Below are 20,664 nucleotides of genomic sequence, written 5' to 3' on the forward strand. Positions count from 1 at the left end.
TGACTGTGACTTCAACCTTCCTCCGCGATGGGTGGATATTCAACCGCGACTGGGCCACCCGCAGCTGCCGATTCGTAGGCAGCGAGACAGACCGCTGCTTCGTAGAGGCCATCTCGGCCCGATATTTTCGGTTCCTGTTCCTCCCGAATTGAGAGTAAGAAATCATCCAGGAGAGCAATGTTTGGTTCTTCGCCCCAATAGATTGAGGATATTCCCTGGTTGTCCCCCGTATCACGCGTCTCATGGAAGGTATAGTCGAAACAATCGAGATAGAGGTCGCCCTCATCACCTATTAACTCGAGAGTGGCATCACCCCAATAGTGCCATTGCTCAGGCCTATCCCAGGATCCGTCGAGCGTAAACGGCGTACCATCGTCCAGCTCCATCGAAAGCACGTTGATTGTTTCCGTTTCTGGACCGTCCTGCATCGTCGCAAGTTCGGCGTGCACACTGACGACTTCACAGCCGGTCAGCCACCGGACGAGACCAACGATGTGGACGGTATGATCCATCACCGCACCACCGCCAGCGTGTTCGACGTCTGCCGACCATCCCGTTTCGTGACGATTCCGTAGGCGAGCTCGATTCGTCCCGATTGCCATCGCGAGATCACCAATTGCGCCATCTTCGTAGACCCGTTTCGCCCGGCAGGCTGGCTCGCTAAAGGGAAGAGGCATCAACATCGCGAGGTTGATGCCAGCAGTCTCGCAGGTTACAGCGAGATCACGTGCTTCTTCGAGGTTTGTTGCCAGTGGTTTCTCACAGAGGACGTGGACACCGGCGGCTGCTGCAGCCCGAACCCATTTTCCGTGTGTGGTGTTTGTCGAAAACACAAGAGCTCCGTCACATCTGCTTAAGAGCTCGTCGCGGCTCATGAACGGAACCCCATACTTGTCGGCTGCTTTCCTACCTCGTTGTTCGTCGTCATCGGTGAGTCCGACAAACTCTACATCCTCACGTTGCGAAAGCAGTCCTGCGAATTCATCCGTGTGAACATGCGCCGTTGATAGCACCCCGATTCGCACGGGACGGCCCGTGTCAATTGTCATTAGTTATCTCACCATCACGCGAGCAGTAAATCCTTTCGCTGAGCGACTTGCGACCCAAGTTGTCGATCGATGCGCAAGTGTGGGGATCAGGGACAGTTTTCATCGAAACTGAACCCGGTGAATCACTAGCTTACAGGGCAGACGTCGGTCACGTTGCATCCATTCAAGCAGTTCTCCGACGGTTGCTATTCTACTTAATATTCGTTCATCGGAAGTCTCAATAGTTAACTATTAGGTCGCTGCTTGTTGACGGCAACTGGTGCTCCCCGTTGTTCAGACTGTACAAGCGCTTTTCCAATCCGAAGTGCTGCTGTGGCATCGCTGGCACTGGCGATCGGAGTTGCCTCACCGACCACACACTCGTGGAAGTGCGTAAGCATACGATGCATTGGATCGGCGTCACTGGGTGGAAGTGTACCAGTCTGGGTTACTACCCCAGCCGTTTCCCGACTATCGAACTCTATCAAGCCCGCATCACCAGCAAATTCGAAGCTGATAAGGTCATCTTGTTGATCGTGACGTGTGTCGAGATGGAATACCGTATCGTTGGTTGAGCGGCCTGTGACGAGGATCGCATCGATCCCATCACCCCGACGAACAAAGACGCGGTCGAGGTCCTCACAGACCCACTGGAGGAAATCAAGTTCAAGAGCAGCTACATCAACTAAAGGATCGATATCACCTGTGAAGAGACGACGTCGCAAACGAACGTTTCCGACTTGACCGATGGTTCCATTCGCAATCCGTTCTTTGGCACGGCGACGGGCTGGATCGAACCGAGGGGTGAGCCCGCCAACGACAGGAGTTGTGGTCTGATCGGCTGCCGAAATGATAGCCTCAGCTTCGGCAACCGTGTTAGTAACGGGCCACGGCAACAAGACGGCTATCCCGTTCTTGATCGCCGGGCAGGCAACTGAACAGGTCTCTGTAGGACCGGTCACACAATCAATCGCGTCAATATCGCTGTCCATGAGTGCCCTACTATCCTCGTAGAGAGGGGCCTCCACATCGGGAACGCTGCCGTCAGTTGTTGTGATGCCAACAACTGAAACATGATCGATGCGCTGCCACTGTTGGACTCTGCGGACGATTTGGTTGCCAGTACCGACGATGCCAACATCCATTAACTCCACCTCCAACAAACCGGACGACAGAAAACTCGACTCATGGGCAGACGACCTCCCCTGTGGCATCCGATTCATAGAGAGACTCGATAACTCGCTGGACAGCAAGCGCCTCCTCGAGATCACCAATCATCGGTGGCTTCCTTGACTTTACAGCTGAAACGAGTGCTTCATCCTCTGGGGTGAGCCACTCGGTCTCGCCGGGTCTACAGACATCGGGTTCTGATTCCGTGGCATCGTAAATTGTGAGTGTCTCGTCGGACAGGTCAAGTGTAGCACCACCTTCGCTCCCTCTCACGACAACCTCTTTGCGCGCTTTCCGGTTCGCTGCCCAGGCGGTTTCGAGAGCGATGGTCGACCCCTCGCTTGTCCGAATAAGGCCGGTGGCACTATCTTCAACATCGAGCCTCGCCCGCTCGCTCCGTGTTCGACCGTATACACCGTCGATATCAGGGAAATCAAGGATAGCGAGCGCAAGGTCAAGAACGTGGACGCCGATGTCAACCACTGCCCCACCGCCCGCAAGGTCAGGATTACGGAACCATCCCCGTTCTGGGACGCCATCACGCCGGACATAAGCGGCCTCTACGTGTTGAATCTCACCGAACTCGCCATCGACACAACGCGCATGTAATTCCTCAAAGCAGGTGTAGTACCGCAACACGAAGCCAGCAATACAGAATGCTGTCGACTCTCGCGCCGCTGCCATAATCCGTTCGGCACTGCTGACAGTGTGTGCCAGCGGTTTCTCGACAAGCACATGCACGCCACTTTCGAGCGCTGCAACCGCTACCTCCTCGTGAAGAGCGTTCGGGACTGTAATGACGATGGCGTCAACGCCTGAATCAATGAGCGCATTATAGTCATTGAAGACCGGTGCTTCAAATTGGGTAGTGAACTGATCACGCGCTTTCGCATCAATATCTGCACCAGCGATGGTGGCTCCTGCATCACGGAGACGCTCGGCATGAGCAGTTCCCATCAACCCGAGTCCAACAATTCCGATGTGTGGAGACATACAATGGTTCTCCTACTGTGTCCCGTCCATGAGCAATCGTTGGAGGGCCTTGTGTTCGGCCTCTGCGATATCGGCTGTGTCTCGTGATTCGGTGGGGGAAACATGACATTCGTCGGTCACGAACCCATCGTAGTCCATTGCGGCGAGTGCCTCGAAAAGTGGCTCGTAATCTGTCTGGCCCTCGCCGAGCAACGTGGGTTCGAACCACTCGTCGCCTTCGATAGTCCGAACCGAGAATCGTCCTGTACCGTCATTCGCGACACGGCGCTCGTCTTTCACATGCACATGCCGGAGCCAGTTGTCAAGCGTTTCAACGGATTCCCGTCCGTAATCAGCATGTGAGATGAACATGTTTCCAGCATCGTGTATCGCACCGACATTATCGCGGTCAATCAGTTCAAAGAGGCGAACGGCATCATCTCCGGATTCAACAATCGTTCCACTGTGAATTTCAACGCCGAGTTCTTTATCGTATTTGGCCGCACGGTCGGCAGCACGACGCATCCACATGGCGCCCTCCTCGTAGTGGGTACTGTCTGCCTCGAACGCGGCGGGGCCACCGGGGCCGTGGCGGACGAGGTCGACATTCAATATCTCTGCCAGCTCACAGAACCGTTCGAGCTGTACAAGCTGCTCCTCACATTCGGCGTCGCTTTTACCCAGATAGTTTCCGGTGTAGGTAGCAAGACATGGAATTTCGAGTCCAAGGTCGCGAACATAATCCCGGAGTGCCTGGGCCTCCTCGTCGGTAGTTTCCACATCGAAGTGGGGGGGTCTACACATGAGTTCGACACCATCGTATCCGATCTCTGAGGCAAGCGTACAGGCATCTTTCAAACTTCGATCGCTCAGGACTTTTGTGAACAGGGCTGTTTGCATCGTGAATGTGTGCCACGGGTGGCATCTTGAATGTTGTCCCACCACCATCTGGGAATCATAGAGCGGGATTACGTCGATCTCGGCCAGATAAGTTCTGTCGGCTTGAGTCAGGCGTAAATGGATTCGAGGCTCCACTCAGCTACAGGGATGAAGAATGAATCGTCAGTATCAAGGTCGATTCGATGCCCGAACGGAGCCGTAAGGACCGAGTCAAGACTGATCTTCCCTTCCTGAACGTCCAGTGTCGGGAATCCATCGGGATGGCGAGTGAAGAGGTCGGGATGAACATCGAGAATCTGCTCTTGGACGTCTTCAGGGAGCATGCTGAGACCCCGGTAGTAGTGGTGCCCGTTACGTTCCACACTCTCCATGCCGAGCGTCGCCATCACGGCAAGATCTTCTTGGAGTTCGATTGGTCCGAGCGTCGTTAGATCCTCACCACTCATGAGGTACCGTCCCCCGTCCTCTCTGTGACGATACTTAAGCAAGCACCGGTTTGCAATGCCCTTGAAGATGCCTTTGCAGTTCTTGTGGCTGGTACCGTTGTAGCCGCTCGAAAGAGCACGCTGAAGGCTATCGAGCGAATCGTCTGACTCATCGATAATGATCGGTGGTCGGTTCTCCCAGGCATCGAATGCTTCTCGAGTCCGCTCGCTGAATGCTTCGTCGCGGGGCAACGGTTGCTCGACATACCGGAGATGCTCGAAGAATTCTGTAAGGTCATTATCCGCGGTCATCTGTTCCCATTGGTCACGGAACGCCGTGACTGTCGGATACTGCTCGTTCGCGTCGAGCGTAAATGCGTAGTCGTCGAGATGCGTTTCGACCACTTCCTGGATACGGCGCAACCGGTCGATATCGGATGGTTTTGCTGCCAGCTTGATTTTGAAATGGCTGATATCTTGCTCGACGACGTACTCCGAGAGTGTCTGCGGGAGACCATCGTCCAGACGGTTGTCAACGCCCACGTCGTCGTCCGTAAGTGGATCACTCAGACCAACCGTATGCCGAATGGAGGTCTGCGAAAGCGGCGTGTCGGGCAACAAATCGCTAGCTGACTCACCGTCGAGTTCGTCATGAATCGCACCCAGGTTAATCCCAAGGGTCTCTTCGTGAACTGCATCCGGGAACGAGGTTTCGGTGGCTCGACAATACGCGTCGATGACAGCCTGCTCGACGAGACTGACACCGTAACTCCAGAGGAGGGCTGGATGATCGGTATCTGCTGCCCATGACTCTACAGCATCGTAGACCGATCGCCAGCACTCGAAAGCCGACTCAACTGGTGGTAGTGCTTCAGATTCGTCGCAGGCCGCGCTGAAGACTTCTAGCATGGCTGTGACACCTGATTCCATCGTGAGGTCGGGGTCCTTGTAGAACCACATCGGTGCGAGTGCCCCCATCGCCACTCCTCGATACGAATCACCGTTCACGTCGATGGTCGCATCGAGGAGGACTTGTGGCCCTTCAGCAACGTGGACGTTCCCGAAGTGAAACGTCATCCGGCGGTGAAGGTTAGAAACGTACAGTTCAGTATCCGTGATGGAGACTACCATGGGTTGATCTCACGCTGACAGGTGATAAACCCCACCCCTCTATCACTCATTCTCTTCTCCTTAGACAGGTTTGAGCTCCGATACATTTTATGCCCCCTGTGTCATTCTGTGACTATGGTCGAAATTACCATACTCACTCCCGATGATATCGAGGCAGGGATGCGACTCTCCACGCAAGCGGGATGGAATCAAGTCGCTGCAGACTGGGAACGGTTTATTGATCTCTCACCGAATCGCTGCTTTGCCGGCCGTGTGGATGGTCGGGTCGTCGCCACAACCTGTCTCGTGACGTACGAGGATGTCACATGGATTGGAATGGTACTCGTCGACGAGGCCCATCGTTGCAAGGGATACGGAACGGCTCTATTCGAACACGCGCTCGACTCTGTTCGAGAAGATACTCGTATGGACATTGGTCTCGATGCGACAGAGGACGGTGCATCCATCTATCGTGAGAGTGGTTTTCAGGTTGCGAGCCCCATCGAGCGTTGGAGTGGAACACTCAAAAGTGGCGATAGTGAGGATGCTGCAACAGTACTGCCCCCAACTGAAGCCGATGCCATCTACACTCTGGATCAGCAGGCCGTTGACATCGACCGCTCCCACCTATTAGAACGAATGTTATCAGAAGTCGGCACCTCTGCCCTTGGAATTCGAGAAGACGGCCGGCTCACAGGCTATGGGATCTTACGTCCGGGTCGGATGTGTCCACAACTTGGTCCAATCGTTGTCTCTGAACCCACTGACCTGAAACTCCTTCTCAATGGTACCTCAGCAGTTCTCTCTGATCCAACCATCATCATCGATACATTTCCGAACGCAGAAACAACTGGAATTCTCGAATCATATGGACTGTCGAAGCAACGTGAACTCGTTAGGATGAGCTACCAATCAGACCGACCATTGCTGAACGGTCCTACAATTCATGGCGCCGTCGACTTTGCGTGGGGCTGAGTCGGTTCAGCATCCCCACCAAAGGTTTAAGCCAGTCGACATCATCGGTTTCGGCCAATTATGGAATCCTTTGAAAAGAATGTCGATGGATATTATGACGTCGGGGCGCAGTTACCGAGGTACCTCTATCAACGTGCCAATGAACAGTTCAAGACAGCTGAGCGCGAACGTAAAGAACTCGACTCGATTTCGGCAGTTGCAGACCGTACGACGACTGCGCGGGAGTTCTTCATTGATTCGATTGGTGGTCTCCCTAATGAGAAGACACCGCTAGAACCAGAAGTAACTGGGACACTCGAACGAGACGATTACATTATCGAGAAAGTGGTCTTTCAGAGCCTGCCTGGATTCCACGTCACCACGAATCTCTATCTCCCGAAAGAGAAAGTCGTGGACAACGGGTTCCCAGGTGTCCTTTTTTTCTGCGGGCACGCTTCGGTTGGCAAGGCAGCTACTGTCTACCAGCAGGCCTGTATTGAACTCGTAAGCCAAGGATTCGCCGTTCTTGCCGTTGATCCAATTGGACAAGGAGAGCGCCATCAATTCTACGACCCTGAAACCGGACAGAATCCACGGGAGAACACTATTGAGCACAGTTATCTCGGACACCAATGCCAACTCATCGGAACAAACCTCGCACGGTATTTCGTCTGGGACTGTATCCGTGCATTTGATTATCTTGCTTCTCGCCCTGAGGTAGACCAGTCTCGGATCGGAGCAATGGGAAACTCTGGTGGAGGGATGCAGACAGGATATCTGATGCTGGCAGATGATCGCCTTGCTGCGGCGGTCCCGTGTTGTTTTATCACGAGTAAAGAGGACTACATGAAGACAGGGCAAGCGCAGGACGGCGAGCAGATACTCTGGCGTGCTATCGAACGTGGCCCGCGCTACGATGATTTCCTCACTGGCTTCGCTCCAAAGCCGGTTCAGATCGGTGCAGCACAGTCAGACTTTCTCTGTATTGAGGGTGCATATCGAACCGTTGCGCGTGCTGAAAGCGTATATGGTCAGTACGACGCTGTCGATAACATTGACCTCGTAATCTCGCCAGAAACACATGGCCTCTCGCCAACGCTTCGGCAGGCAGCAATAAACTGGTTCCGTAGCCATCTCCAAGGCCGAGCGCCGGACTTCAAAACTGGGGACCCTCACGTCGAATCAACCGAGATCCTCCATTGTCTCCCCAACGGTGAAGTGAACGCCGCATACGCGGATGAACGCCACGTCGTCGACTTAAACCGGGCGTACCTTGAAAAAGCATCTTTTGACACCAATCGTACTCACGATGACGCAGAACCGCTCGCTCATCGCCTCCGCGAACGCTTTGATCTCAATCGAGCACGACCACGGTTGTTTCCACGGTCCATCCAGAGCGAGGCAGTCGATGGACTCGTCACTGAGAAGGTATTCTTTCACAGCGACTCAGATATCGTTACCACGGGTATCCTCATCCGTGACTCAGATGTTGATACCCCGATTCCGACCGTCACATTACTACCTCAGGGGACAGCCGATATCGAAGACTACGAGGATTCCGTTAAGCAATGGGCCCACGAGCGAGGCGTGGTGCTCATCTTCGATCCGCGTGGCATCGGTGGCGTCCGTGCTCGTGAGGTGAACACGCCACTGGCCAACGGTGGGGAGTACTTCGACTACCATGGGACAGAGTACAAACTCGCTTCGGATGCTCTAATGACTGGGACGTCGCTACTCGCACTCCGCACGTTCGACGTACTGCGGGCTATTGACTATTTTCGTCATCGAACAGGTGGTGAGCAATTCGGCATAGTCGGTGCCGGTGACCGGTCATTCAGTGCACTGTATGCAGCGGTTGCTGATTCCGGCGTTGCCTCCGTGACTGTCGAGGATGTCCTATCGTTCCAAGACCGGGCAACGACAAAGGAGATTACTCCGAACTTTGGGCTCACTGTTTTCGACGTTGTTGGGAAATTCGATGTCCCGCAGCTACTCACGGCACTTGATGATCGAACTGTCCGACGGATATCGTTCCCGAAATCTTCGCTTCCCAATCCATAGCTAAACCAATATTTTTGTCCTCAGGGTCCGGAATCCAATGTATGCTGTTCGGACTCTGTACCATCTCGAACAAAGAGATGGACGTTCTGGATGTTATCGACGCCGCTGTTGACGCAGGATACGATGGTGTCGAAGTATGGGGTGGTGACCACGTAAGTAACGATAAGGACGCCGAATGTACCGCAATCCGTGAGCGCGTGGAAACCCACGAACTCTCGATTCCGGTCTATGGTTCATATCTTCGGCCAGGTACCGATGCGTTCGCTGACCAACTCACACACGAACTTGAAGTGGCAGTCACGCTGGGTGCTGACCTAGTCCGTGTTTGGGCGGGGAATCAAGAATGGCAAGACCACCATGATCACCACCTTGACGCCGTTGTTGCGGATCTTCGCGAGGCAGCCGATTCAGCGGCGGAGCGGAATCTCGCTATCACCGTTGAGAAACATGAAGGGACCCTAACCAACACGACAGAGGGTGCCCGCCGTGTTATCGAGCGGGTTAGCCATCCACATTGTGGCCTTAATTACCAACCACTGTTCGGCATGAATGCCGCTACTATCGCGTCCGAATCCCGTGAGCTTGCGCCCATCTCGAATAACGTCCATCTCCAGGCAGTCCCGGAACAAGGTGGACGAAAGCGGTGTCTGCTAGCTAATGCGTTTTACGACGTCGGAACGGTAATTCGGGTCTTCCAAGATGCTGGCTTTGATGGCTTTGCCAACGTAGAGTTTGTGACCGACGATCTCCCGTATAGCAAAGCGATTGCGCACGACAGAGCATATCTCAGGTCGGTCGTGTGAACTACCCAACCCTCAACGCTGAGAGCGGTCTTGAGGCAGTAGTTGGTCACCTCTCTTTCTGCCTCCTCGAGGGACAATCCGAGCAGAAACGTATTTTTCCAACTCTGCACAACGTTGAAGAGTATGGAGGGGGAGTTGGAAACGAGATGCGAGTAGCATTTATCGGTGCTGGGAAGATGGCCAGTGGCCTAATGGACTGCATAGATGAGATCGACGGTCACAGCATTGTCGCCGTCTGCGACGTTAATGAGGAGGCAGCTCGCAGCGCTGCTTCTCCTCGAGATGCGGACGTGTACACCGACCACGAAACGCTCTTCGAAGCAGCCGATTTCGAGGTCGTGTTTATCGCGATTCCACCGTTCGCATACAGCGACCAAATCGACCTCGCCGCCGAACACGGGGTCCACTGCTTCGTCGAGAAGCCAGTCGGTCTCCACATCGAAGATGCCCACGAGTGGAAAGCTGCCCTCGATACTGCTGATGTGATTACATCCTCGGGCTACGTCTTCAGATATGACGCGATTACCGAACGAGCTCGCGAACTCATCGGAGACCGGCCAATCGCCTTGCTTGACGCGAGTTACTGGAGTGGACTGCTCGCTAGCGAATGGGGCAACAAAATGTCGACGTCAGGAGGCGACATCAATATCCGAGCCACACACGTATACGACCTCCTACGCTACTTTGGCGGCGACGTCGAACAGGTCTTCGCTGTCGGCAGTGAGAACGTTGGGACGCCTGAAATCGATTACTTTGATGCCGTTGCTGCGACTGTTGAACACGAAAACGGAGTCGTCTCCAGCGTTTCATCAGCAGTCGTAGCACCGCAGTGGACAGTCACACTGGATATTACTGGAGAAGATTTCGAGCTGCATCTTGATTACGCGGCACAACGACTCACTGGTGAAGTCGACGGCAACAACATCGAGTTTGATGGCGAGTGTGATCGGTACCGCAAAGAGGTCGAGACGTTCCTCCATGCGTGCATGACGGACGACCAGTCGATAGTCAGATCGTCGTTTGCCGACGCAACCCGGACACTGGAGTTGAATTGGGCAACAATCGAAGCCACCGAATCAGAAACTGTCATCGAGCCGGGTACTAAATAGCACTCACGGAGGCAATGCTGGAACGAGCGTTCGTAGATAATTGTAGACGATCGCTAAGATGGCGAGATACCCTAAGACAGCAAGTGCCGTTACAGCAGGGCTGTTCCGGTACTCTCCCATGAATTCGTGATCGCGAGAAATCGCGATGACGAGAAAACCCAACAGCGGAAACGCGATGATAGCAAGAGCCTGTGCAGTTCGAAGGAGTTCGATTGGACTGCCGCCAGCAATCAATACCACGACGAGTCCCAACACCATCGCCGCGACCGACCACAGTTTTACAGGGCGTCCTTCCATCGAAGCGTCACCACCATATCCGTCTACGAGTAACGTCGCACCGATGAGAGCATTAACAACGAGTGAGGAGAGGCTTGCAAAGAAGAATCCGATAAGAAAGAGATAGAACGCACCGTCGCCGACTGCAGGCCGGAGGACAGAAGCCATTCCCTGAGCAGAGGTAGCTGAGGCGTCTGACCCGTGGAGAACACCTGCACTAGTAAGAAGTATCGTCATCACGATGACGCCAAGGATTGCAATACCGAGAATCGTGTCGACTCCCTCTTCGACGAGACGTTCGGGCCCCCACGAATTCTCTTTCATCAAGTGCGTTTGATACGCGGCTGCGGCGATCGAGAAGTTCGTCGCTGCAAGCCCAAGCGCAAGAAAAACGCTACTAGTGGTTGGGAACCTAGGAACAAGACCTGCTATAGCTGGCTGAAAGTCGATGCCGACAATGGCGAGCGTGCCAACAAACGAGACAAGCATTATTCCGACGACAACCTTCACAAGTGTCTCTACCTTTTCGTACAGTGCTGGTAACCACACGAACCCGACCGCGAGAGCGGTAAACACCGCAGCCCAAAAGCGAGGGTCGCCCCCAAAGAGTGCAGCGGAGGCAAAGCCGATGCCAGCATTATTGCCAGTCTGGAAGGCCAAAATAGTGAGAAAACTGAATCCACCACCAGCCAAAGCAATCACATCACCATATTTCGCCCGAGTCACGCTGAATAGGGTCTGACCCGTGACGAGGCCGATGCGAGCTGCTAGCCATGTGAACGTGATCATGAATATAGTCGCCACAACCGGAACCCACAATAACTCGTACCCAAAGCTCCCTCCCACGAGAATACTGAGGGTGATGCTCCCAGGACCAACGACAACCGCAGCGAGCACTAGGGCTGGCCCAATCGCTCGAAGACGATTCGTGAGTGTTCGTTCCGTGTTCGACATGGGACAGAGTCACAGTCGAATTGACATAATTGTTCTTATCAATGTGTGAGAAAGTCCGCACAATGTTTATATAACAGTATCAACGATGTGAAAGAGACACATGAGTGAGAAGAACTCACAGCCACAGAGGCGTAGCGTTCAGCTTGGACGACGTCGCTGGCTGCAGACGTTAGGTGCAGGAGCGACGATTGGACTGGCTGGCTGTAATCAGTCGCGCGAGAAGCAACAACAATCTTCGGCTCCGAACAATCAGGGCGGTACCGATGGCAACGGGGGGACGTCGGACCAACCAAGTGAGCCGATTCTTGACGAGGTTGGCAGTGGAAACCTCCCTGACGAGATTCAATGGAACTCATTTGCCCCAAGCGGGGAGTTTTCCGGAAACCTCCAACTGTTCACTGTTGACGTTGGCGCGGTTACCCGCGAGACAGAATACGAGACAGAACTCGTCGGATACGAGTCGTGGGACTACGACGAAAAGAATAACATTCTCAGAAAAACCATTCGAGACAATGTTAAATACTGGAACGGAGACCAGTTCACGGCAACAGATTTGCATGCTTACGATGAAATGGTCCGTCTCCAAGCACCTGAGTCCAGTAAGTATGAGAGTATCGACGTGGAAGACAAACGGACCATCGCGTACACCTTCAAGAAACCACATAACCCCGATATCCTCGCTAAGACCGAACTGACTGACGTCTTCGGAATGGGGGAACGAGTCTGGGGAGAGTGGCTTCAGAAATACCAAGACGCCTCCAGTGCAGATGAGAAAGAGGAGATCTCCAAACAACTCACCGAGCTCTCGGTCCCACACGAAGAGTACGTCAACCGCGGTCTCGGAACCGGACCGTTCCAACCGACACAGATCAACGAACAGCACCTAACGCTCACGAAGTGGGACGGCCATCGTAACGCTGACAAAATAGATATCACGCAGGTCCGCCGGCATGTCGCCGCCGAGCAAGCACGAGTAGATGAACTCATCACGAATGATAAACTCGATCTGGCCAGTGATATTCACCGTTACAAGGGACAGCTGGCTGACCACTACGAGACGCTCTACGAAAACCCTCTCCCGTACTTCTACAAGATGAACATCAACTGGGGGAATCGCGAGTACCTCCAGGATGTCAACGTCCGTCGTGCGATGGCTGCGTGCATGGATTATAACGCACAGGTATCTATCGCTGAGGAAGGTGCTCCAGTCAAAACCCATGCCGGTATTGCGAATAGTTACTACGAACAGTATCTCGGAGGGCAACAAAACAAGTACATCGATTACAGCGTCGGTGCTGACCCCGACCTCGCTGATAAGTTCTTAGGGATGTCTGGTTACTCGCGACAAAACGGCACCGTCGTAGATCCCGACGGTAACGAACTCGAACCACTACGATTCATCGCTGGGTCTGGCAACTGGCTGACTGCCGCACAGGTTGCTTCCGCACAGCTCAAGGACTATGGCTTCGCAGTTAATCTCAACAAGGTCGAGCGAGGAACGAAAATCGATATCATCACGAATAAAATGAGTAATTGGGATCTCACGACAGAGACGCATTTCTCTGGCATCACTTACCACCCCTCGGAATTCTTCAAGTGGGGAACGTTCTGGGGGCTTCGTATTGGCCCCGGTGGCTACGAAGCAGAGACTGGTGCGAAAGAGACGGTGCAACAGTGGATCGATGAAGGGAGAGAGTTCTCGCCGTACACTGGAAAACCACTGAAGATGGAAATTCCGGTCAACGTCGGTGCAACCGATCTCTCAGGTGAGACAGAGACAATTGTACCCTTCGAGCTCTACAATGAGGTGCTACAACCGGTCAGTAAGGAGCGCACCAATGAGATTGTTCGAAAGCTCTCCTGGGCGTGGAACTTCCACCTCCCAGACATCGATCTCCGATATCCGGCAAAGAACCTCTTCGGCGACACGAAGAACTTCTCGTGGCCAGATGCCGAGATCTTGGCAGCGTATAACGAGACGCACGCGCTTAAGCACGGTCACATCGGGTACAAGTGAACGACTCCGCTCTACTCGCTCTCTGCGGTGAATCGTTGGAATGGGCCTTAGCGCTTCAATTCAGGTAAGAATCACAAATCGCATGCGACCCTCGATACTCGCCTTGTCGCTCTGGAAGCGACACAACTCACTCGTTGCTTTCGTTCTCTTAGATGCCCCAAAGAATCCTCTCGTAAAGCCGGTGCTTTGATTTGGAACATCGTGAGCACTACTCACGGCTTTATCACTTGCACGTAGAAAGCGGAGATTAGAGAATAGGCCAGTTCAGAGAGTTTTTGTAGGGGAGTGCGCGGCCAACTGCTCAGCATTCGCTTCTAATTTTTCAAACGCTGCGACGACTTCGTCAAGATGGCCGGGTTTCGGTTCGATGTACGACGGTAGGATGATAACTCGTTGATCGAGCTCCTCCGAGACAGGGAAGTCTCCCTTAGAGTACCCTTCGTATGTTGGGAGGCCACAGAACTCACCGCCGAGTGGGCCACGGTCGTTCCCCCAAAGGTCATACCCCTGTTTAAATTGATATCGAAGGTGTTCCATGTAGTGAAACCCGGGTCCACCTGCGTCGACACCTTCGGCTTGGAGTGCACTAACGTATGTCTCGGCATCAACGCCCGGCATTTCATCAGGTTGGAAGACGACTCGTAGGCCACCATAAAAGCCGCCAGAGTCTGATTTCTCGTACGTTTTGACTGTACGTACAGCGTCGATGTCGGCGAGGCGTTCGAAGAGTTGTTTACGGTAAGCGATGCGGCGATTACACCGGTACTCAAGTGTTTCGAGTCCAACTTTGGCGAAAGCTATTGCGAGAGGGTGGGAACGATATTTCTTGCCGAGAACTTCGTAATCGAGATGCGTGTATGGTTCGTGGGTGAGTTCCTCGCGCATACCACTACGATGGAGATGGCAGTATGAGAGCTGTCGTTGGTAATACTCGTCGTTGTTCGTAGTCAAAATCCCGCCTTCTCCGCCAGCAAGCGGCTTTCCATAGGGATTGACACCTTGCAAACTAAAACAACAGATGTCGCCGACAGTTCCGATGTGTTCGCCATCCCAGTAGGAGCCATGGGCATGCGCTGCATCTTCAACGATTGGAATCTCGTATCGATCTCGGATCTCGAGGAGGGCGTCCATATCACAAACACGACCGTTCCAATGTGTGACATTTATTGCCGCCGTCCGGTCAGTAATTCGTGATTCGATATCAGCCGGATCTGCGAGAAGGGTATCAGGGTCAACCTCGCAGAATACAGGCCGTGCACCCATGTGCAGTGCGCCCGCGTAAGCTCCGATGTAGCCTGCTGTAGGCGTGATAACTTCATCACCTGGGCCGACACCGACCGCGTAATAGGCCGCCTCAAGTGCCGTCGAACCGTGATTAAGCGTGACACAGTGCTTTGCACCAGTATAATCGGCGAATGCATCCTCAAACTCCTTTGGGAGCCCGGATCCTGCCGCTGAGATTTCTAACCGGTCAATGAGATCGTTTACGAGGTCTTTTTCCTTTTGGACTGGACGTTCCCAGCGCTCAGGTTCATCGTGCGTGACAGTCTGTTGACCGCCGTGAATTGCCAATTGTTCCGCCATCGTACTGTCATATGTTACCTTGCCACCCTATAAAATAGTAGGTTGACATCCCACTGTTGGGAGATTTTGCAGCGAAGAATTGTACTTGCTACTTCAAAACGACTGTCTGAGCGGAGCCCGGGCTCCTCGTCGGTGAATTTCAGGGTAAAACGACCTGAGAGGGAGAAGCAATGAGACGCTATTCGTTTTGCAGCGCGAAACGAAGGCACAAAATACAGTTACAAAGATTCTATTACTAAAATATAGTGGTTGACTCCCGTTATAATGGTCTGTTTGTTATCTCTGAGGAGTATGTTCGTAACAAGTTGTGTTACAATAATAATTCTGTAATGGCATTGGTGTGGCAGCAGTTCTCACCTACGGATTAGTTGATCTTGGAATGCAAAGTCCCGATCAACCCTCTACCGGTGGCAACAGAACAAATCGCTAGTGAGTCGAGAAGCTGTTTCGTGTACAAAAACGATGCGCTACTCTCTCGGATTGGTTTCGTTATCATTGTAAGATGCTGAGATGTGTATATAAAGAGAGTATCCGGTTTGATTTGCCGCGTTTCATATTACCAAACAATCGAATGGTCGCTTCTCAATTACGCGTAGTTACGTATTCGACTGGGGCAACAAAATGTCTGAAGCCTCCGGAATCATCTAGTAGGGAAGTTGTACGTCGGCATCAAAGAACAGCTACGAATCGTTCTAGAATTTAATTTTTCACTCCTTATTATACTGTATCAAATGGCGTGTTACCAAAACACATAAATTGTAGTATTGATATCTCACATACAGTCCAGCATGAACTACCACGCCAAGCGCGTCGGACAGGCAATCGTCACTCTGTTCGCCGTCATCACGATCTCGTTCTTTATGTACCGCCTGTTACCGGGTGGTCCCGTGGAGGCGATGAGACAACAATTGATTCAGCAAGCACTCCAGAACGGAGGTGAAGTGGATACACAACGGATCAATCAACTTGTTGAATTGTACACTGGCATTCAGCCAGATGAACCGATTTGGATTCAGTACCTCCACTACCTGCGTGACGTGGTTGTCTACCAAGACTTTGGGAGATCAATCTGGAAAAACAAGCCTGTCTTCCAGATTCTTTTTGTTGCGATGCCGTGGTCAGTGTTCGTAAGTATCTACGGTCTCCTCCTCGGATTCACGACTAATGTCCTACTCGGAGCCCTGATGGCCTACCGCGAGGGGAGCTACCTTGATAAAGGGATGTCACTTGTTGCCACCATCTCCACATCAGTACCCTACTACGTCGCAGCCATACTGATGCTCTCGTATCTCGCCTTCGAACTCGGCTGGTTCCCAACTGGTGGCCGGTACAACTCTGAGTTGACAGCACCTGGGTTCAATGCCCCGTTCATGATTAGTGTCGTGAAGCACGCTGCGCTCCCGATACTCACCGGATTTGTCGTCGGCTTCGGTGGGGGTGCCCTCGCCATGCGCGGAAACAGTCTCCGTATTCTTGGCAAAGATTACATCAGGGTCGCCCGTCTCCGTGGTCTGAGCCAAACTCGTATTGCGACCCGATATGTCACCCGGAACGCCATCTTGCCCATGTACACAACACTGATGGTTGGAATTGCAAGTATTTTTTCCAGTAGCGTGATCATGGAACAGATATTCAACTATCCAGGCGTCGGGTGGTATACGTTTGGCGCAATTCAGAACCGAGATTACCCATTGCTGATGGGCGTGATGATCTTCTTCACGATAATTACACTACTTGGCGTTCTCATCGCTGAGTTCACGTACGGTCTTATCGACCCACGTGCTGGTACTGCTGAGAAGGAGTCATATTGATATGTCCCGCGACGACCACACTTCGAGACAGAGCCTCTCCGAAACGAGTCTCTTCGACCCCCCAACGCAAGGTAACCGGAAATCAGCAACCCGTCAAGAACGGGTCTACCAATGGTTTGACCGATTCGTTTACGCACCAGCGAAAGTTGGCTTTACTGACTGGCGGATGCCACTCGGTCTCGCTATCGTCAGTGTATTCATCGTAATCGGAACCGTTGGATTTCGGTTCGTTCCAGAGCCGTCACTGAATGAGGCAGCCCCATATACAGCCCCCTTTGTGAACATGGACGTTCCACTTGGAACCGATCGAATGGGACAAGGGATCGCGAAACAGCTCGTTCATGCGACACCAGCGATGCTTCAAATGGCGCTTGCTGGCGCCATCTTCGCAACCGGAGTTGCAGTGATTATTGGTATTGTTGCCGGATACAAAGGTGGCAAAGTCGATAGTGGGTTGATGACCATGACGGATATTGTGATGACAATTCCAGCACTTCCACTGGTTATCCTCTTGGCTGCTGTGTACCAGCCGAAAAATCCCTTCTTAGTGGGAATCATTCTTGCAATCGATAACTGGCCTGGGCTAGCCCGTTCATTACGTTCGCAGGTGCTTACAATCCGTGAGGATTCGTATGTCGAAGCAGCCCGTGCAATGGGTGTTTCATCCTCAACGATTATGGAACGGGATATTGCTCCACAGTTGATGCCCTACATCCTCATTAACGCTGCTAGCTCCGCTCGAGCAGTGATCTTCGAGTCGGTTGCGCTCTATTTCTTGGGGTTCCTCCCGTTCTCGACGTTCAATTGGGGCGTAATGATGAATCTTGCATACCAGGCGGGAGCCCTCTCAAATATGGGACGTGCAGGCCACTGGTTGCTTGCTCCGATGTTCGTATTAACACTCTTCAGTTTCGGACTGATTATCCTCTCACAGGGGCTTGATCGGGTATTCAACCCTCAACTCCGCGCACGACATGCACGTACACTCAGTGATGACGACGAAGCAGACATTCAGAATAAGTAGATAATCCCCCTATCTAGAGAAACTATATTTATTCTCAATTCTCTGGAGCGTCTTCGCCCGTTCATACACTTCGCTCATAATCGAGAAGTAAGTTAGTGTCCCTGATGAGTAGAGAATCTTACTGACGCCTGTGAGTAACGCTATTTCATCATCTTCCAGAGGGCCAAACTATATTTACTTCGGTTCTAATGATATGTTGTATGCCAAGTGGTAACAAGAGTTCAGAACACGTTCGACAGATTGAATTATCACGGCGTGAATGGTTGTCTGGAGTTAGTGCAGTGGGTGCAACGGCCCTCGCTGGGTGTGGTAGCCAAGGCCGTAACCAAGCACCCTCCTCAGCTGATGGCGGATCTGGAAGTGAGGGAAACAACACCGGAAGCACTGCACAGTCTGGTGAACAATCCATTGAACACTCCTACGGAGGGACGATTCCAACCGACGTTCAATGGAATCCGTGGTCCGGACAGGATTACTCCGGGATGATAACTGGGTTCGCGATCGAGTATGGTGGGCTGCTTGACGCAAGTGGGAATATCACTCCGATAGCATTCAAAGAGTGGTCCTACGATGAGGATAGGCATTTCCTCGAAGTAACGCTTCGGGACGATCTGAAAAACTGGAACGGGAACAAATTCACCTCGGAGGATCTACTGGCTTATTACAGCGTCTCTCACTGGCTCAATCCAGAATCAAGTCGATGGAAAAATCTCACTGCCCCTGATAAGTCGACCCTCCAGTATCATTATAAAGAACCTCAGAATCCACAGATTGCAGCGACGTACGACGTTCATGGAACGGTCGTCGGCTATAGCAAAGAGCTCTGGGAACCCTGGATGAACAAGCTCAGGAATGCTGCTGACCAGTCAGAGCGCGATAAGATTGCAGAGGAGTTGAAGAACTTCACTGTCTCGCACCAGAAGATGATGGACAAAGGATGGGGTACTAGCGCCTTCAAACTGAAGTCCGTCGGTGAACAGAATATCGAGTACGAAGTCTGGGACGGTCACCGCCTTGCTGATGAAATTGAGGTACGCACACTCCGGCTGCCCTTTGCCGCAACGAACTCTCGTGAGGACGAACTGATCACTAACGATAAGGTTGACTTCGGCAGTGCGCCGCTGTCAGGACGGCTTAAGGGGGCAAAGCCGGACCATATTCAGAACCTCACTACTTGGGAAGCGAAGTGGCTCATCAAGATGCTCATCAACTGGAAAAACCGTGAGTATCTCCAAGATGCTAACGTTCGACGTGCAATGGCCTGCGTGATTGACTCAGAGAACATCGTATCCAACGTCGGTCAAGGGTATTCGATCAAGATACACTCCGGAATGGACACCAACTTCACTAAGCAGTATGCCGGAGAGCAGGCCAACGAGTATCTTGATTACGGCACAAAGAAGAACTACGAGAAGGCGGATGAATTCTTAGAGATGTCCGGCTACTCGCGGGAGAATGGCACTGTACTCGATCCTGACGGGAACGAGCTCGAGACACTGCGATTCGTGACCGGAACGGGTAATCAATGGTTCGTCGCTGGTCGCGCTGCGTCTTCCCAACTCAAAGAGTACGGCTTCCCGGTTGAGTTCACTTCAGTCGAACGCTCGACGAAGCTGGACATCATCGAGAACAAGATGGGTGACTGGGATCTTACCACTGAAAGTCACTATGCGGCTGGCACTAACCATCCTATCTCTTACTTCAACTGGGGCTCCTTCTGGGGATGGCGGCTCACAAAGGCGACGTTCAGCCCTGACGCAAATGCCCGGTCAAACATCAAAAAGTGGCTGGAGAACGGTGAAGAGAGCTCACCATACAATGGGAAACCACTCACTCCGGAAATCCCGACCCAGGTTGGCGCGAAGGCGCTAGATGGGGAAACAAAGACGATTAACATCTACGATTTGTTCGAAGAAAGCTTCACCCCGATCTCTGAAGAGAGAACAAAGGAGATAATCTCGGATCTCTCGTGGGCGTGGAATTTTCATCTTCCGGATATCGACCTCTATACCACTCGACAGGGTGTGTGGGGAGATACGAAGAACTTTGAGTGGCCTAGCGAGGAGAAACTCCAACTTGTTAATGGTTCAGGGACCAGAAACGCTGTCAAGCAAGGGCTCGTGAAATTCAAAGACAATTAACAGCTCGACAACGTCGGTTCATCACCTCGTAGAGATTTGAGGAGAAGGCTCACGACTTGAATCGTAGGGGAGAGTGTCAATTCGGTCGACAAACCAGTAGTAGTCCACCAGAAACGCCCCCGATAACCACAAGGCTGACGAGGTTGACGACAACAATCACGTATGTCGCACTGCCAGCTGCTACGACAGTAAGCGAGACAAGCATCAGGATGAAGAGAACGACACAAAGACCGAAAAGCGCTCGAATCCCGCGCTCAACTGCGCAGATGTGATCAAGCAAGACGTGTCTGAAACTGCGTCGGCCCGTCATTGAATCTATGTGGAT

Annotated in this window: 15 protein-coding genes; 8 read left to right on the forward strand and 7 right to left on the reverse strand. The window is 52.6% G+C overall.

Going from position 1 to position 20,664, the window contains the following annotated elements:
• Positions 1–11: 11 nt before the first annotated feature.
• From BSG17_RS16905 to BSG17_RS16925, 5 genes are all read right to left on the reverse strand, one after another.
• The gene (locus tag BSG17_RS16905) at positions 12–1,049 is read right to left on the reverse strand and encodes a Gfo/Idh/MocA family protein (protein WP_089826202.1); all 1,038 of its coding nucleotides are present in this window, start codon (positions 1,047–1,049) and stop codon (positions 12–14) included.
• Positions 1,050–1,273: 224 nt separating this feature from the next.
• On the reverse strand, positions 1,274–2,173 hold the full coding sequence (locus BSG17_RS16910) for a Gfo/Idh/MocA family protein (RefSeq protein ID WP_170864836.1): 900 nt from the start codon (positions 2,171–2,173) through the stop codon (positions 1,274–1,276).
• Between the two features lie 40 nt (positions 2,174–2,213).
• On the reverse strand, positions 2,214–3,191 hold the full coding sequence (locus tag BSG17_RS16915) for a Gfo/Idh/MocA family protein (protein WP_089826206.1): 978 nt from the start codon (positions 3,189–3,191) through the stop codon (positions 2,214–2,216).
• A 12-nt stretch (positions 3,192–3,203) separates the two neighbouring features.
• The gene (locus BSG17_RS16920) at positions 3,204–4,070 is read right to left on the reverse strand and encodes a sugar phosphate isomerase/epimerase family protein (protein ID WP_089826208.1); all 867 of its coding nucleotides are present in this window, start codon (positions 4,068–4,070) and stop codon (positions 3,204–3,206) included.
• Between the two features lie 107 nt (positions 4,071–4,177).
• Positions 4,178–5,626 (reverse strand): enolase-like domain-containing protein, encoded by a 1,449-nt coding sequence (locus BSG17_RS16925; RefSeq protein ID WP_089826210.1) that lies wholly within the window; start codon positions 5,624–5,626, stop codon positions 4,178–4,180.
• A gap of 114 nt (positions 5,627–5,740) precedes the next feature.
• Between BSG17_RS16925 and BSG17_RS16930 the strand changes: the two genes are divergently transcribed.
• From BSG17_RS16930 to BSG17_RS16945, 4 genes are read left to right on the forward strand one after another with little or no spacing between them, the layout of a single operon-like run.
• Positions 5,741–6,580, forward strand: coding sequence for a GNAT family N-acetyltransferase (locus BSG17_RS16930; RefSeq protein WP_089826212.1), 840 nt, complete (start codon positions 5,741–5,743; stop codon positions 6,578–6,580).
• Positions 6,581–6,640: 60 nt separating this feature from the next.
• Positions 6,641–8,620 (forward strand): alpha/beta hydrolase, encoded by a 1,980-nt coding sequence (locus BSG17_RS16935; RefSeq protein ID WP_089826214.1) that lies wholly within the window; start codon positions 6,641–6,643, stop codon positions 8,618–8,620.
• Positions 8,621–8,661: 41 nt separating this feature from the next.
• Positions 8,662–9,423 carry a sugar phosphate isomerase/epimerase family protein gene (locus tag BSG17_RS16940; RefSeq protein ID WP_089826216.1) on the forward strand — a complete coding sequence of 254 codons (762 nt, stop codon included), beginning with the start codon at positions 8,662–8,664 and terminating at the stop codon, positions 9,421–9,423.
• The gene (locus BSG17_RS16945; RefSeq protein WP_089826218.1) at positions 9,420–10,532 is read left to right on the forward strand and encodes a Gfo/Idh/MocA family protein; all 1,113 of its coding nucleotides are present in this window, start codon (positions 9,420–9,422) and stop codon (positions 10,530–10,532) included. The genes BSG17_RS16940 and BSG17_RS16945 overlap by 4 nt, the downstream gene beginning before the upstream one ends.
• A 3-nt stretch (positions 10,533–10,535) precedes the next feature.
• On the opposite strand, the gene BSG17_RS16950 is transcribed toward BSG17_RS16945, so the two are convergent.
• Positions 10,536–11,762 (reverse strand): Nramp family divalent metal transporter, encoded by a 1,227-nt coding sequence (locus BSG17_RS16950; protein WP_089826219.1) that lies wholly within the window; start codon positions 11,760–11,762, stop codon positions 10,536–10,538.
• 100 nt (positions 11,763–11,862) lie between these two features.
• Here BSG17_RS16950 and BSG17_RS16955 point away from each other — a divergent pair, with 100 nt between their 5' ends.
• Positions 11,863–13,779: an ABC transporter substrate-binding protein gene (locus tag BSG17_RS16955; protein ID WP_089826221.1), complete on the forward strand. Its 1,917-nt coding sequence runs from the start codon at positions 11,863–11,865 to the stop codon at positions 13,777–13,779.
• A gap of 264 nt (positions 13,780–14,043) precedes the next feature.
• On the opposite strand, the gene BSG17_RS16960 is transcribed toward BSG17_RS16955, so the two are convergent.
• Positions 14,044–15,363 (reverse strand): DegT/DnrJ/EryC1/StrS family aminotransferase, encoded by a 1,320-nt coding sequence (locus BSG17_RS16960; RefSeq protein ID WP_089826223.1) that lies wholly within the window; start codon positions 15,361–15,363, stop codon positions 14,044–14,046.
• Between the two features lie 788 nt (positions 15,364–16,151).
• Between BSG17_RS16960 and BSG17_RS16965 the strand changes: the two genes are divergently transcribed.
• The 3 genes from BSG17_RS16965 (at position 16,152) to BSG17_RS16975 (ending at position 20,339) form a co-directional block, all read left to right on the forward strand.
• Positions 16,152–17,174 (forward strand): ABC transporter permease, encoded by a 1,023-nt coding sequence (locus tag BSG17_RS16965; RefSeq protein ID WP_089826225.1) that lies wholly within the window; start codon positions 16,152–16,154, stop codon positions 17,172–17,174.
• A gap of 1 nt (position 17,175) precedes the next feature.
• Entirely contained in the window at positions 17,176–18,198 is a 1,023-nt protein-coding gene (locus BSG17_RS16970) for an ABC transporter permease (protein WP_089826227.1), read from the forward strand.
• Positions 18,199–18,479: 281 nt separating this feature from the next.
• Entirely contained in the window at positions 18,480–20,339 is a 1,860-nt protein-coding gene (locus BSG17_RS16975; protein WP_170864837.1) for an ABC transporter substrate-binding protein, read from the forward strand.
• The last annotated feature ends 325 nt before the right edge of the window (positions 20,340–20,664 follow it).

The sequence above is a fragment of the Halogranum amylolyticum genome (assembly GCF_900110465.1).
Taxonomy (GTDB): domain Archaea; phylum Halobacteriota; class Halobacteria; order Halobacteriales; family Haloferacaceae; genus Halogranum; species Halogranum amylolyticum.